Annotated in this window: 11 protein-coding genes; 5 read left to right on the forward strand and 6 right to left on the reverse strand. The window is 65.8% G+C overall.

Going from position 1 to position 14,182, the window contains the following annotated elements; all coding sequences use genetic code 11:
• Positions 1-24: 24 nt before the first annotated feature.
• Complete coding sequence (locus BLV04_RS08760; protein WP_093030131.1) at positions 25-615, reverse strand: hypothetical protein; 591 nt, start codon at positions 613-615, stop codon at positions 25-27.
• 323 nt (positions 616-938) lie between these two features.
• Here BLV04_RS08760 and hldE point away from each other — a divergent pair, with 323 nt between their 5' ends.
• Together hldE and waaA are read left to right on the forward strand one after the other, a co-directional pair.
• The gene (hldE, locus tag BLV04_RS08765; RefSeq protein WP_093030133.1) at positions 939-2,381 is read left to right on the forward strand and encodes a bifunctional D-glycero-beta-D-manno-heptose-7-phosphate kinase/D-glycero-beta-D-manno-heptose 1-phosphate adenylyltransferase HldE; all 1,443 of its coding nucleotides are present in this window, start codon (positions 939-941) and stop codon (positions 2,379-2,381) included.
• 51 nt (positions 2,382-2,432) lie between these two features.
• Positions 2,433-3,707 (forward strand): lipid IV(A) 3-deoxy-D-manno-octulosonic acid transferase, encoded by a 1,275-nt coding sequence (gene waaA, locus BLV04_RS08770; protein WP_093030135.1) that lies wholly within the window; start codon positions 2,433-2,435, stop codon positions 3,705-3,707.
• Between the two features lie 69 nt (positions 3,708-3,776).
• Here the strand turns inward: waaA and BLV04_RS08775 are convergent, their stop codons facing one another.
• The 4 genes from BLV04_RS08775 to BLV04_RS08790 all read right to left on the reverse strand — a co-directional run bounded on the left by BLV04_RS08775 (position 3,777) and on the right by BLV04_RS08790 (position 7,728).
• On the reverse strand, positions 3,777-4,364 hold the full coding sequence (locus tag BLV04_RS08775; protein WP_093030137.1) for an isochorismatase family protein: 588 nt from the start codon (positions 4,362-4,364) through the stop codon (positions 3,777-3,779).
• 144 nt (positions 4,365-4,508) lie between these two features.
• Complete coding sequence (locus BLV04_RS08780; protein WP_093030139.1) at positions 4,509-4,829, reverse strand: rhodanese-like domain-containing protein; 321 nt, start codon at positions 4,827-4,829, stop codon at positions 4,509-4,511.
• 219 nt (positions 4,830-5,048) lie between these two features.
• Positions 5,049-5,714, reverse strand: a complete 666-nt coding sequence (locus tag BLV04_RS08785; protein ID WP_093030141.1) for a protein-L-isoaspartate O-methyltransferase family protein — start codon at positions 5,712-5,714, stop codon at positions 5,049-5,051.
• A gap of 304 nt (positions 5,715-6,018) precedes the next feature.
• On the reverse strand, positions 6,019-7,728 hold the full coding sequence (locus BLV04_RS08790; protein ID WP_093030143.1) for a cation:proton antiporter domain-containing protein: 1,710 nt from the start codon (positions 7,726-7,728) through the stop codon (positions 6,019-6,021).
• A gap of 123 nt (positions 7,729-7,851) precedes the next feature.
• Here BLV04_RS08790 and BLV04_RS08795 point away from each other — a divergent pair, with 123 nt between their 5' ends.
• Positions 7,852-9,279, forward strand: a complete 1,428-nt coding sequence (locus tag BLV04_RS08795) for an NAD(P)H-binding protein (protein ID WP_093030145.1) — start codon at positions 7,852-7,854, stop codon at positions 9,277-9,279.
• Between the two features lie 185 nt (positions 9,280-9,464).
• Here the strand turns inward: BLV04_RS08795 and BLV04_RS08800 are convergent, their stop codons facing one another.
• Positions 9,465-10,793 (reverse strand): ABC1 kinase family protein, encoded by a 1,329-nt coding sequence (locus BLV04_RS08800; protein WP_093030147.1) that lies wholly within the window; start codon positions 10,791-10,793, stop codon positions 9,465-9,467.
• 236 nt (positions 10,794-11,029) lie between these two features.
• Between BLV04_RS08800 and BLV04_RS08805 the strand changes: the two genes are divergently transcribed.
• Positions 11,030-12,898 (forward strand): DEAD/DEAH box helicase, encoded by a 1,869-nt coding sequence (locus tag BLV04_RS08805; RefSeq protein WP_093030149.1) that lies wholly within the window; start codon positions 11,030-11,032, stop codon positions 12,896-12,898.
• A gap of 262 nt (positions 12,899-13,160) precedes the next feature.
• A complete protein-coding gene (locus BLV04_RS08810) occupies positions 13,161-14,036 on the forward strand; it encodes an SIR2 family protein (protein ID WP_093030152.1) in 876 nt (291 codons plus the stop codon).
• Positions 14,037-14,182 lie beyond the last annotated feature (146 nt).

The raw sequence follows: 14,182 nt of genomic DNA on the forward strand, positions 1-14,182 counted from the left end.
GGCAGGGCCCGTTCCGGAGCGCCCTCAACCGCCGGACTCGAGTGCCTCCGGGTTCAAGACGTGCATGGTCTCGTCGCCCATGCCCATCACCAGAACGCCGCGGCGCGTAGCACGACGCACGACACTCGTGTCCGGATAGAGGCTCGCCAGGATGCCGACAGCGCGACGATCGGCATACTCCGGGAAGACGCGGGGGATCTCGGCGAGCCGCTCGAGAATGCCCTCGACATGCGCATCCGTCAGGCGTGACTTGGTCTCGTTGACCAAGACCACCTCGGGGCAGACCAGAAGTGCATCGTACTCGCGGGTCTCGCCGCCGAAGCGGCGCACGACGCGCACCCCGAACAGATCCGCCACGGGACAGGAGAAGAGCTCTGCCGCCACCCGCGGAAGATTGGGCGCTACGATGTCCTCGACCAGCGTGCCGAGGCGATTGGCGAGATCGCCCCATTGCTTGTTCATACGCTGACGCTCCCGTCTGTTTTCGTCCTTGAACGCGAGCATCTCTTCGGACAGACGGGCCAGCGACATCTCGGTGCGCATTGCCTGGTAGCTCAGCTCCTTCATGTACTCCCGCAGCGTGTCGACCTCTTGCTTGAGCGCGGCTTGTCCCATGACGATGACCCTCCAATGAAATCCGGTTGACCTCGTGAAAGCATAAACCCAAAAGGAGTGGTGACTGGTTTGAGTCTTGAGGGGCAGGCATCACCGCCCACTCTCCACTCGTTGATTTAGCAGGGCAGATGTGTCGAGACCGTCCGTTGTCGTGGTCGTTGTCGTTGTCGTTGTCGTTGTCGTCATCGACCATTTTGATACGACTACGACAACGAAAATGATCTCGGACGGTCTCGGAATCTCTGCACTGCTCCACCAAGCCGTTCTCGAAACTTCCCGGTCTTCCGGCTAGACTCGTCGCGTCCTCTCGCCTGGAGCTCGCCTTGCGCCCGACCTCGACACATCCTTTCCCGGACTTTTCCGGCACCCATATCCTGGTCGCCGGCGACCTGATGCTCGACCGCTATTGGAGCGGTGCGACCCGTCGGATCTCGCCCGAGGCCCCGGTGCCGGTGGTGCACGTCGCACGGGTGGAAGACCGCCCGGGCGGTGCCGCGAACGTGGCGCTGAATCTGGCTGCGTTGGGCTGCCAGGTCACCCTGACGGGCGTGACGGGAGACGACGAGGCGGCCGATGTGCTGGCCGCACGACTCGCTGTGCAGGGCATCCGCACCCGACTGCACAGACGCACGGATGTGCCCACCATCACCAAGCTGCGGGTCTTGAGCCAACATCAACAGCTAATCCGGTTGGACTTCGAGGCGCCCTTGACGCCGCTCGGCGACGACCCGCTTCCCACGCTGGTTTCCGAGAGCCTCGATGCCTGCGACCTCCTGGTGCTTTCGGACTATGCCAAAGGGACGCTGGCCGACCCGCAGCGTCTCATCGCGCTCGCGCAGGAAGGCGGCAAATCCGTGCTCGTGGATCCCAAAGGACTCGATTTTGCGCGCTACCGCGGTGCCACACTCCTGACCCCGAACCGGGCCGAGCTGGAGGCGATCGTCGGTGTCTGCGCCGACGATGTCGCGCTCATCGAGCGGGGCCAGCGGCTGCGTGCCGAGCTCGACCTTCAGGCCATGCTGATCACGCTCGGCGAGCGCGGCATGCTGTTGCTGCGACCGGAGACCGATGCACTGCACCTGCCCACACGGGCTCGCGAGGTGTTCGACGTAACCGGTGCCGGCGACACCGTGATCGCGACCTTGGCCGCCGCGTTGGGCGCAGGCGTCGCACTCGACGAGGCCTGCGCGCTGGCCAACTGCGCGGCGGGTCTGGCGGTGGGCAAACTGGGCACCGCGACGGTCGCCGCGCGCGAGTTGGAGCGTGCCTATCAGGGGAGCGAATGGCATACGGTGCTGGACCAGGAGGCGTTGGTCGACGCGGTCGAGGCGGCGCGCGCTGCCGGCGAGCGGATCGTCATGACCAACGGCTGCTTCGACATCCTCCACGAGGGCCATGTCGCCTATCTGCAGCAGGCCAAGCGACTCGGCGATCGACTGATCGTCGCGGTCAACGACGATGCGTCGGTGAGCCGGCTGAAGGGCCCGGAGCGACCGATCAACGGCATCGAGCAACGCATGGCCGTGCTCGCCGGTCTCGCCTCGGTGGATTGGGTTTGCGCCTTCTCCGAGGATACGCCCGAGGCACTCATCTGCCGGGTCAAGCCGGACCTGCTGGTCAAGGGCGGAGACTATCTGCCCGATGAGATCGCCGGGGCGGACTGCGTGCGTGCCAACGGCGGGGAGGTCCGCGTCCTCGATCTGTTGCCCGGGCGCTCCACCACGCGGATCCTGGGAAACATCCGGGCTGCCGCGCCGCAGACCTGAGCCGGTGCAAAAGCGCCGCTCCGTACCGCACACCGAGACGATCACTCGCCGATGACCCGACGCCTCTACACGTTCCTGCTGCGCCTGCTGCTGCCGCTCGCGCTCCTACGGCTCTATTGGCGCAGCCTCAAGTCACCTGCCTATCGGCGGCGGGTGCGCGAGCGGCTCGCGCTCGGCCCGGCAGGACCGGCAACGCAGGTCTGGATCCATGCCGTCTCGGTCGGCGAGGTCCAGGCCGCGGAGCCCCTGATTCGGCGCCTGATCGAGCATGACCCGCCGCTGTCCGTCCTGGTGACGACCACGACACCCACGGGCGCCGAGCGGCTGCGCGAGCGCTTCGGCGACAGCGTGGCGCACCGCTACACCCCCTATGATCTTCCCGGAATCCTCGACCGCTTCCTGAGCCGAACAACCCCGGCGCTGCTGATCGTCATGGAGACCGAGATCTGGCCCAACACGCTGGCGGCCTGCGCGAAACGCGACATCCCGGTGATCCTGGCGAACGCCCGGCTCTCGGAACGCTCCGCGCGGGGCTATCGACGGTTCGCGCGCCTCACGCGCGAGACGTTGCAAGGCTTCGATCTGATCGCCGCCCAAGCGGAGCCGGACGCCCGGCGCTTCATCGCACTGGGGGCCGATCCCGATCGGGTCCAGGTCACGGGCAGCATCAAGTTCGATCTGCGCCAACCGGCGAGCCTGGTCGATCAGGCCGAGGCGATGCGACGCGCGTGGGGAGGCCAACGCCCGGTGTGGGTCGCGGCCAGCACCCACGAGGGGGAAGACGGGTCCGTACTCGCGGCTCATGAACGCATTCGAACGGTCTTGCCCGAGGCCCTGCTGGTGCTGGTTCCTCGCCATCCGGAGCGTTTCGATCGCGTCGCCGAGCTGGTGACACGGCAGGGTTTGACGCTCGCCCGTCGCAGCCGACAGGAGCCATCCGCACCGAGCACGGCGGTCTTTCTCGGCGACACCATGGGAGAGCTTCCGGTCTTTCTCGCCGCTGCCGACGCGGCCTTTATGGGCGGCAGCCTGGTGCCGGCCGGCGGTCACAACCTCTTGGAGGCCGCGGCCTCGGGCGTCCCCGTCGCCATCGGCCCGCACCACTTCAACTTTGCGGCCATCACGGAGCTGCTGTGCACCGAAGAGGGCGCGACGGAGGTCGCCGACACCGAAGCGCTGGCGCAGCTCATGATCTCTTGGCTGAGCGATGCCACCGAGCGGGCCCGCATCGGCGAGAACGGCCGTCGCATCGTCGAGGCGAATCGCGGCGCACTCGATCGGCTCATGACGTTGATCGAAGCCCGCTTGCCGAAGACGCCCGTGTAATGCGGATCAACCGAGGGCGAGCGATGTTCGGGCCGCGGCAATGACCCAATGATCGGCCGCCCCGGCGCATCAATCCTCTGCCTTGAACAGCGACCAAACCTCTCGGAACTGGGCGTCGGTCGAGTCCCCGAGCCATTCGAAGCCGACCGACTCGGTGCAGACGACTTGGGTCCCGGCGTGGCGCATACGGTCGAGTACGTTCTGCTTGAACACCGATTTACGCGAGACGATGGCATCGGCCGGAACAAACACCTGATACCCCCAGCGCTGGAGCCCGGAGACGGTCTGGACGATACAGATGTGCGCCTCCATGCCCACGACGATCAACTGACGCCGGTCTGGATGGGCGGAGATGTTGCGCTCGAATCCGGGAGCGGTGCAGCAGGAGAAGGCGGTCTTCTCGGTCGGTTCCGCACCCTCGGGCATGTTTTCGCGGATGCTCGCCATGACCGGTCCGAGCCCTTTGGAATTGTGCTGGGTCGCGATGACCGGAATACCGAGGATCTTGGCGGCGGAAACCAGCCGATTGATGTTCCCGACGACCAGGTCCAGCTCGTCGGCAGGCATTGCATGCGCCAGACGCTCCTGGGCGTCGATGATCAGAAGCTGGGAAAAGGCCCTCTGACAGAGCGGCATCTGCGCTTGATGGGTACTCATGGCGTGTCCTCGCGATATTGTTATTGGATCGCCCGTGGCCGAGATCGCCCGTGGCACAGGTGAGTGTGCGTCAGTTTCCCGACGGGAATCAAGGAAAAAGCAGCGTCGCGCCCGAGCCGCCCGCGGGCAACGACAGATGGCGGATCAGTAGACCGGCATCGCGGGATCCAGATCACGCGCCCAAGCCGCAACGCCGCCGTCGAGATTGACCGTGCGCGTGAAGCCCTGCTGTTCGAGGAACCGCGCGACCTGATAACTGCGAATGCCGTGATGACAGATCACGACGATCTCGCGATTCGGATCCAAGCGCGCCAATGCCCCCGGGATCTGTCCCATCGGGATGGATAAGGATCCCTCGATCCGACAGATCTGAAACTCCCACGGCTCGCGGACATCGAGCAAGATCGGCGGCTCGCCGTCCGCCGCCAACAACTGCGCAACCTCTCCAGGCCCCATTCGACGCATCACCAGCCCCCGTATTCAGCCACGCCAGGCGTGCATGCGTTTCCGAGGGTCGACCAACCAACCCTCGAAGAAAGCAGCCAGCCCCGGTAAACGCACCACAATGGCTCGATCCTTTCCTTCCAATGTCCTGAACCGCGTCCACTGCAACGCCCGTTGACTCAAACGACACCGAGCCCACACGCAAACCCCGCATACACCATCGAACGCGGTTCAGCGCGGTCAGAACTCAAACGCGTTCGCCTCGGCGGCATTTTTCAACGCAAGCGTCGCGGTCTCGAACAGCCCCTCTCGGCGAACATCACGCTCGCCGACACGGGTCAGGAGCAGGGCCTCCATCACGGGCTCCACACCGACGATACAGAACAGACGCCCGCCTTTAGCCAATTGCCCTTGAAGCAGCGGCAAGGCGGCCTCGGTGGGCATCGATCCGGTGACTGCAATCACGTCGAACGGCCCACCCTCGACGGGCTCGCTCAGCGCGTCGCCCGTGCGGATCTCGATCGACTCGAGCCCCAAGCCGGCCAAACGCGCACGCGCCTCGTCCGCCAGAGCGGTATCGATCTCGACCCCGATGACCCGCCCGCCCAAGCGATGGAGACAGGCGCTCACATAGCCCGTCCCCGCACCGATCTCCAGCACCCGCTCGCCGGCCTGCACGTCGAGCGCTTGAAGCATGCGCCCCACAACCTTCGGCGCCAGCATGCAAGCGCCCTCGCCGATCGGGATCTCGATATCGGCGTAGGCGAGACCCTGGTAGGCGTCGGGCACGAACGCCTCGCGTCGAATCTCCGCCATCGCCTCAAGGACCCGGTCGTCCAGGACGTCCCAGGGGCGAATCTGCTGTTGAATCATATTGAAACGCGCGCGCTCGTCGGTGATGTCCATCGGAATCGAGTCCTCGTCTTCTTGTTCTGGGCGGCCCGGAAGCCTACTGAGTTTGGGCGAATCGAGCAACCGGGGATGGTGGTGAGGGGGAGAGGTGAAAGGTAAAAGGTGAAACCCGAAAGCTGGAAGCTGAGAGCTGAGAGCCGACAGCTGACAGCTGACAGCTGACAGCTGACAGCTGACAGCTGACAGCTTAGGGCTGGCGGCCGGCGGCCGGCGGCTGATAGCGAGCAAAATGCGCACCGCGACGCGGCCTGCGGGTCACGCGAGCATCAGCCGCTCATGAGGCCAAGCCAGCGCCTGGTTACTCGACCACCTGCGCATAGCCCGCGCTGCGCACGCCTTGGAGCAAGGAGTCGACCTCGTTCGTGGAGATGCCGAGCATCTGCAGGGCTTCCGCGCCCAAGCGCAGACTGCTCTCGATCGCCTCCGGGTAGGCCAGGGTCGCACCGGCGCGGATAAGGCTGCCGCAGGCTTCCAGGTCCCGCGCGCGGGCGATCACGGGCACCTTCGGGTAGGCGGTGCGGATATGCGAGACGGCCCGCAAGGCGGTCGGTCCGTGATCGATGGTCAGGATCACCAGTGCCGCCTTGTCGATTTGGGCGGCCTCCAGGAGCTCCACATCGCCGATATCGCCGAAATAGACCGCGCGACCGTCCTGCTCGCCGCGCTCGACATGGGCCGGGTTGGTGTCGAAGGCGATGAAGGGGATGTTGTTGGCCTCCAAGAGGGTCGCAACCGTATGACCGACGCGCCCGTACCCCGCAATCACGACCCGACCCACCTGCCCTGCCTGCCCCGCGGGGACCGTCGGGTACTCGAAGGGCGTCGGAGCCGCCGCTCGGTGCTCGAGGCGCCGCGCCGAGACGTCGCCGATCCGCACCAGCAAGGGCGTCAGCAACATGCTGACCGAGATCACGCTCACCGCGATGACGAAGGTCGAATCGTCGATGACCCCGAGCGCCTTGGCCGAGCCGAAAAGGACAAAACCGAACTCCCCGCTCTGAGCCAGCATGAAGGCGACACGCGTCGCCGTGCCGCGCGGCAGTCCGAAGGCCATGCCGATCAAGAGGAGTACGACGAGCTTGATGGCGAGGATCACGGCGACATGCTGGGCAAGCAGCAGCGGCTGAGCCGCGATCGCCTCCAAGTCGATCGACATCCCGACGGCGACGAAAAAGAGGCTCATCAGCAGCCCTTTGAAGGGCTCGATCTGTGCCTGGATCTGAAAACTGAAGCGCGAGGTCGAGAGCAGCATCCCCATCATGAAGCCACCGAGCGCCATCGAGAGCCCCGCCTCGTGCATCGCGCCGGCTGCGAGAAAGACCGCCAGCAGCACCACCAGGGTAAAGGCCTCGCGATTGTGCTGACGTAGCAGAGACTTGAGCGCAAAGGGCACCAGGTAACGCCCGAAGCCGAAGACCAGAGCCACCATGCCGGCGACGACGAGGATCTGCTGCCAAAAGGGGACGTCCGAAGACAGGGTGCCGACATCCGAGAGGATCGGCACGATCGCGAGCAGCGGCACCACGGCCAGGTCCTGCATCAAGAGGACGGCGAAGGCGGCCGTCCCGTGGCGGGTGGCGAGATCGCCGCGCTCGTGCAGCAGCTGCATGACCAGCGCCGTGGACGAGAGCGCCAAGGTCAGCCCCATCAGGAGCGCCGCCCGCCAGGAGTAGTCGTAAAGCGACATGTAGCCCGCGACCAGAAGGCCGGAGACCAGGATCTGCACCGAGCCCATCCCGAAGACCTCGCGTCGGAGCGACCACAGCCGCCGCGGCTTCATCTCCAGACCGATCAGGAAGAGCAGCATCACCACGCCCAGCTCGGTGAAATTGCGCACGTCCTCGACATGCGCCGTCACCGATGGGCCGGGCGAGTGCGGCCCGACCACGATGCCCGCCACCAGAAGCCCGAGGATCGAGCCCAGACCCAAGTGCTTGAATAGCGCAACGGCGAGCGCCGCCACGGTGAGCAGCGAGATCGCCGAAAGGACAAAGCTGTTGAGCTCCATGTCGCGACTCTACCAAATTCCAAGAGGGCAAAATCCAAAAGGGTTGCAAGCGAAGCCTGAGCGCTCCTCGGGCGGTATATCCTATGGCGTTCGGTCGAGACATCCCCCGAGAGACAGGACGCCATGCCATCCAATCCACCCCGGCGGCCGAGGGTCGCCGTCGCCGGCGCCAGCGGCTTTATCGGCACCGCGATCTGCCGCGCCCTGACGGACGCCTTCTCCGTTCGGGCGCTGACACGATCGCCCGCCCGGGCACAGACACCTGACCCGGATCAGCGCATCACCTGGCGTCATTGCGATCTCTTCTCGGCACCGGACCTGGTCGAAGGGCTCGCGGACTGCGATTACGCCGTCTATCTGGTGCATTCGCTCGCGCCCTCCTCGCGCCTGACGCAGGCCAATCCGCGCGACATGGATCTCATCCTGGCCGATAACTTCGCCCGGGCCGCGGCGGCGAACGGGGTCAAGCAGATCATTGTCGTCGGCGGGCTGATCCCGGACAGCTTCCGAATCTCGCCGCTGCTTTGGAGTCGGCGCGAGGTGGAGCTGGTGCTGGCCTCGCGCGGGACACCGGTCACGGCGCTGCGTGCCGGGCTCGTGGTCGGCCCCGGCGGCTCGGCCCCGCGGCTGCTGGTCGATCTGGTGCGGCGCCTGCCGCTGCTCTTGCTGCCGCCGAGCGCTCGCTCGATGACGCGGCCCATCGCGCTCGTGGATCTTGTGCGGGCGGTCCGCCACTGCCTGGGACAACCGGAGACCTGTCGGGGCGCCTACGACATCGGCGGTCCTGAGTGCTTGAGCTACGAAGAGATGCTGCGTCAAGCGGCCGAGGTGCTCGGGCTGCGGCGACGCATCCTGACCCTGCCGTGGATGCCGCTCTGGCTGGCCTCGGCCACCGCTCGGTTCTTCAGCGGTGCGCCATCGGCTGTGGTCGGTCCGGCACTGGAAAGCTTGCCTCAGGACACGGTGATTCGCGACAACCCGGTGCAGCGCGCGATCGACCCGTCAGCGATATCGTTCGGCGAGGCGCTGCGCGCCGCACTCGACCGAACCGGCCGACACCTGCTGCCGAGCCCGCGCCAGCCGATCGAGGGTCAGAGCCGCGAGCTGATGCGACGCGCGCGGCTGGTGCGTTCCATTCAGCGGGTGATTCTGCCGCCCGGTCAGGATGCCGCCTGGGTTGCCGGCAATTATTTCCGCTGGCTCGGCGCCTGCTGCTGGCCCATGGTCTGCACCCACATCGACGAAACAGGCCGGTGCAGTGTCTATACCCGCTTCCCGCGCCTGCACCTGCTGACGCTGCAATGGCTCGCCGAAGAAAGCAGCCCGCAACGGCAGGTCTACGCCATCGTCGGCGGTCTGCTGAGCCGACCGGTCGCGCAGGGCCGTGCCCGCTTCGAGTTCCAAACCCTGCTGGACGATCGCTACACCATGGCCGCCATCCACGACTACGCACCCGCCCTGCCCTGGTATGTCTATCTCTGGACACAGGCGGTTGCGCATCTTCTGGTCATGCGGCGGTATCAGGGACGGCTCGCCCGTTTGGCGCGGTGAGCCTCCCGCCTCCAGCTGTGATCCTCCGCCAAGGCGAATTCCGGAGACCGTTATGCCAGGCTGCGCAGCTCAGGGTTTCACGACACCGCGTCCGTGGGTTGTGCCGAGCCGTGCGAGGCACAACCAACCGTCGGCGCAAGTTGTGCTTTCTATCGTCAGCACAACCTACGAGCTGGAGGTTGGCCTCAGAGATATGGCCTTAGCATCCCGCCGAGATCCACCCGCGCTCGCAAACGCCGACACAACATGAAAGCACCCATGAACTTGCGGTGCAGGAACATGGTCTCGGGTGCCGGCACGGTGCTGAAGGCGCCCGAGTAGAACATCTCGCGACCGCGCGCATAGACCCGCTCGAAGAGATCGGAGACGCCGAAGTCGTAATGCCCCGGGCTGCGCAGCGGCTCGCTGGACATGCGCAGGAGATTGATCAGAGCGTTCACCTGCTCGCTCGGGTCGCTCGCGCCGACATAGCCCAGATCGATCGAGGCCGCGCGCATCGCAGCACGGTCATCGGCGAATGCAGCACGAGCGAGCTGTCGATAGCGCTGGACGAGATCCGACCCCACCGGCAGCGCGGCACCGAAATCGAGCAGCACGATCCGCCCGCTGTTGGCGTCATACAGATAGTTGCCGAAGTTCGGGTCGGATTGGACGAGACCGAACTCGAAGAGCTCGCGCATCGACAGACGCGTCAACGCCGTTGCGGCACGGTCGCGCTCCTCACAGCTGTAGCCGCTGTCGGCCAAACGATCGACCGGGACACCCTCGGCGAAATCCATCGCCAGCACGCGCGATGTGGAGAGGTCGCGATGCACGCGCGGGACGAGGAAGTCCGGATCCGCGCCGACACCGGCCCCATACGCCTCGAGCGAATCCGCCTCCGCGCCGTAGTCCGCCTCCTGATGGAGCTGCCGGCGCGCGCCTTCCAAATAAGGCGTCAGGTCAACGCCCGCCGGGGCCATGCCGAGGGTCCGGGCCAAGAAGGCGAGGTTGTCGATGTCGCTGTCGATGCTCTCGCGCACGCCCGGAAACTGAATCTTGAGCGCGAGACGACGTCCGTCGCGCGTCTCGGCCCGGTGCACCTGACCGATCGAGGCGGAGGCCACGGGCGTGAACTCGAACCGCTTGAACTTCGCGTCCCAGCCCTGCCCGTATTCGCGCTCCAGAACCCCGGCGAGCTGGCTCATCGGCATCGGCGCGGCACGCTCGCGCAAGGCACTCATGATCTCCGCGGCCTCGGGCGTGAAGATGTCCGAGCCATCCATGGACATCAATTGCCCCATCTTCATGACGGCACCCCGCATGCGCGCAAGCCGATCGGTAAAGCGGCGGGTGTGCTCGGGCGAGAGCCTGATCCGCGACGGCTCGGCGCTGCGACGGGTGCGGGCAAGCTCGATTAGACCCTTCACGCCGATCCCTGCGGCGAGATCCCCGGTGGCACATCCAAGATGCCAAAGACGACTCAGACGCGTGCTCGGGACGGTCATGCCGGGTCGTGGCGGTATTGTGGACATCGGGTTTCCTCGGAAAAGAATCGGCGGCGTCCGGATCCTGTCCAGACTAAAAGTTGGACATAGTATCGAGTTATCCGCAGTGCAACGATGCGGAATCGCACCCGAGCCGCGAATCAAACTTGATCCAGCGACAACCCGCGCAGATAATACCCTGTTACTTTGCTGTTACTTTGCGAATCCCCCTGGATGGTCCGCCGGACTTCCCGCCGGACGCACCATTCTTTCGAGGCCCCACGATGGACACCCCCGACACGAGTATCGGCTTCGGCCAGCTCGGCCTAGCCCCCGCCGTTGCACAAGCCGTCGAGGATCTCGGTTACGAGACCCCGACCCCCGTTCAACTCCAATGCATTCCGCATCTGCTCGCCGGGCGCGACCTGCTCGGCCAGGCCCAAACCGGGACCGGCAAGACGGCCGCCTTCGCCCTTCCCTTGCTCAGCCGCGTCGATCCCACGCAGCGCGGACCCCAGATTCTGGTGCTCACGCCGACCCGCGAGCTTGCGCTCCAAGTCGCCGAGGCCTTCCAAGGCTACGCACAGCATCTGAAGGGCTTTCTCGTCCTGCCGATCTACGGCGGTCAAGCCTACGGCCTGCAGCTCAGTCAGCTCAAACGCAACCCGCAGGTGATCGTCGGCACGCCGGGACGCGTGATGGACCATCTCAAACGCGGCACCCTGGCGCTCGACGTGCTCAAGACGCTCGTCCTGGACGAGGCCGACGAGATGCTCAACATGGGCTTCGCGGAGGATATCGACTGGATCTTCGAGCAGACCCCGCCCGGACGCCAGGTCGCGCTCTTCTCCGCGACCATGCCCGCGGGGATCCGCCGAGTCGCCCAGACCCGACTGTCGGATCCGGTCGAGATTCGCGTCACGGCAGATTCGGAGACGGTCGACACCATCGACCAGCACCACTGCGTCGTCACCCGCTTTCACAAGTTGGACGTGCTCACCCGCATTTTAGAGCTCGAGCCGTTCGACGGCATGCTCGTCTTCGTACGCACCAAACATGCGACCGTCGAGCTCGCCGACAAGCTCAAGGCGCACGGTTTCGCCGCCGAGCCGCTGAACGGCGACATGAGCCAGGAGATGCGCGAGCGCACCGTCGAGCGGCTCAAGCAGGGCCAGCTCGATATCCTGGTCGCCACCGACGTGGCTGCACGCGGGCTCGACGTGGAGCGGCTCAGCCATGTCGTCAACTACGACATCCCGACCGATCCATCCGCCTATGTCCACCGGATCGGGCGGACCGGGCGGGCCGGGCGGGCCGGTCGCGCCATCCTGCTGGTGGAGCCGCGCGAGCGCGGCCTACTGCGCGCGATCGAGCGCACCATCCGACGCAGCGTCCCGGCGATGGAGCCGCCCTCGGCCTCCCAGCTCAGCGAGTCGCGCATCGACCGCTTTACCGCGGAGCTGCGCAAGACCCTGACCGAGCAGGATCTGGACTTCTTCTACCGTCTGGTCGCGCGACTCGGCACGGAGCAGGAGATGGAGTTGATGGACATCGCCGCGGCGCTGGCCTACCTGACCCAGCGCGAGCGTCCGCTCGACGTCAAAGCGGATCTGCCGCGTCCGGCTGCGACACGCCCGGAGCGCCCGGAGCGCGGCCCGCGGAGCGAGGGTCGCGACGAGGGACGCCCTCGCCCGGCCCGCGACGGCGACCGGGGAGCGCCTCGTCCCGAAGGAGCGCGTGAGGACGGTCGCGACCGGCCACGTCCGCAAGGGCGCGGATCCGAGGGACTGACAAGCTACCGGATCGAGGTCGGCCACCAGCACGGCGCCACCCCGCGCGAGATCGTCGGCGCCATCGCCAACGAATCCGGGCTGGAAGGCCGCTACATCGGCCGAATCGACATCCGGGACGATCACTCGCTGGTCGATCTGCCGGAGGGCATGCCGCGAGAGATCTTCAACCACCTCAAGCGGGTCTATGTCCGCGGTCAAGCGCTGCGGATCTCGCTCGCCGACGGGTCGGCCGCTGGCACGCGGCGCGGCGGCGGAGAAACCACCGGCAGCCCGCGACCCGATCAGCCCTCGTACGAGCGCAAGCCTCGTGAGCCAGGATTTCATCAGGAGCGGCGTCGCAAGCGTACGGATCCCAGCTGAGCCGCGTCCGGGGCTCGACGCGAAGCTCAAGCCCCGTGCGGACGTTTCAGTGCCGCGTCGGACTCGAAGTTGGCGCGGTTCAGGAGAAAGGGGAAAAGGGGAAAAGCAATCGGATTGTCGGGAAGAGGACATGGGGCGGAGGATCGGGGACATTTAAGTTGCCGTACCGTCCGGGCCTGGCTGTGATCTTGGGATGTTACGGGTGGCGTTGTTCTTGCTTAGCCACTTCAGTGTTCTCTCTCGGTCGCAATAGGTCCCCAAAATGCTTCAACGACTTGCAGGCGCGCTCACGCGCGGCGATCTGATTCCCTATCTGGGCCCGGGTGCGCTCGCCGGCGTGGTGGATACCGCCACCGGCGATCCCATACCTGCCGACAGCGACAGCCTCATCCTTGCCATGAACGGCGGCAAGCCTATGTCGCGGCGTCTCATGTGGGAGTTCCCCCGCGCGGCCATGGATGTGGAGCTCAAACGCGGCCGCAGTGCCGTGAACCGATTTCTCGACGCCACCTACGGCCAGCGCGCTTGGACGCGCGCGCCTCTGCATGACTGGCTGAAGGATCTACAGCCGCGCTACGTCATCGACATCAATCGGGATACTCAGCTGCAGGACTCCTACGTCGGGGTCCCGCATACACTGGTGCGCGGCATCGCGCGCATCGCCGGCACCGACTATCGTTTTCGGCTCGACCACTTCGACGGGGCAGCCTATCGCCGGATCGAGCTGGATGAGGTCGATCAGCGCCTTCCCGTGCTCTTCAAGCCGATGGGAAGCCCGCGACCGGACGCGACCTATATCGCCTCGGATGCGGACTTCGTGGATTACCTGACCGAGCTGATGGGCGGATTCGGGATCCCCGCGTTTCTCAAGACCTATCGGCAGGAACGGCAGTACCTCTTTCTGGGGCTGCGTCTGCTGCGCGATACCGAGCGGATGGTGATGTCGGACCTGATCTACGGGGCAGGAACGCCGGCCGGTTGGGCGCTGATCCCGGATCCGACGGACAAGGAGCGTCGGTTTTGCGAGAGCAAGGGGGTGGAGGTCGTCGAGGCGGATATTCCGGATTTGCTTGCCGCTGCGAACCAACGCGACGGGGTCGCGGACTTGATTCCGGCGACGCACGAGGTCGGTTGCTGAACCGCGTCCTCCGCGGGACATGCGAGGTCTTCGGGTCGGCTTGACGTCGTCTGCGTTAAACCACGCCGGTGCCGACGCGGTTCAGGATGGGAAAAGCGGGAATATACCGGTCGAGGCAGACATCCTTGCGGCTCTGAATTGACCCG

This window comes from Thiocapsa roseopersicina, from assembly GCF_900106925.1.
GTDB lineage: Bacteria > Pseudomonadota > Gammaproteobacteria > Chromatiales > Chromatiaceae > Thiocapsa > Thiocapsa roseopersicina.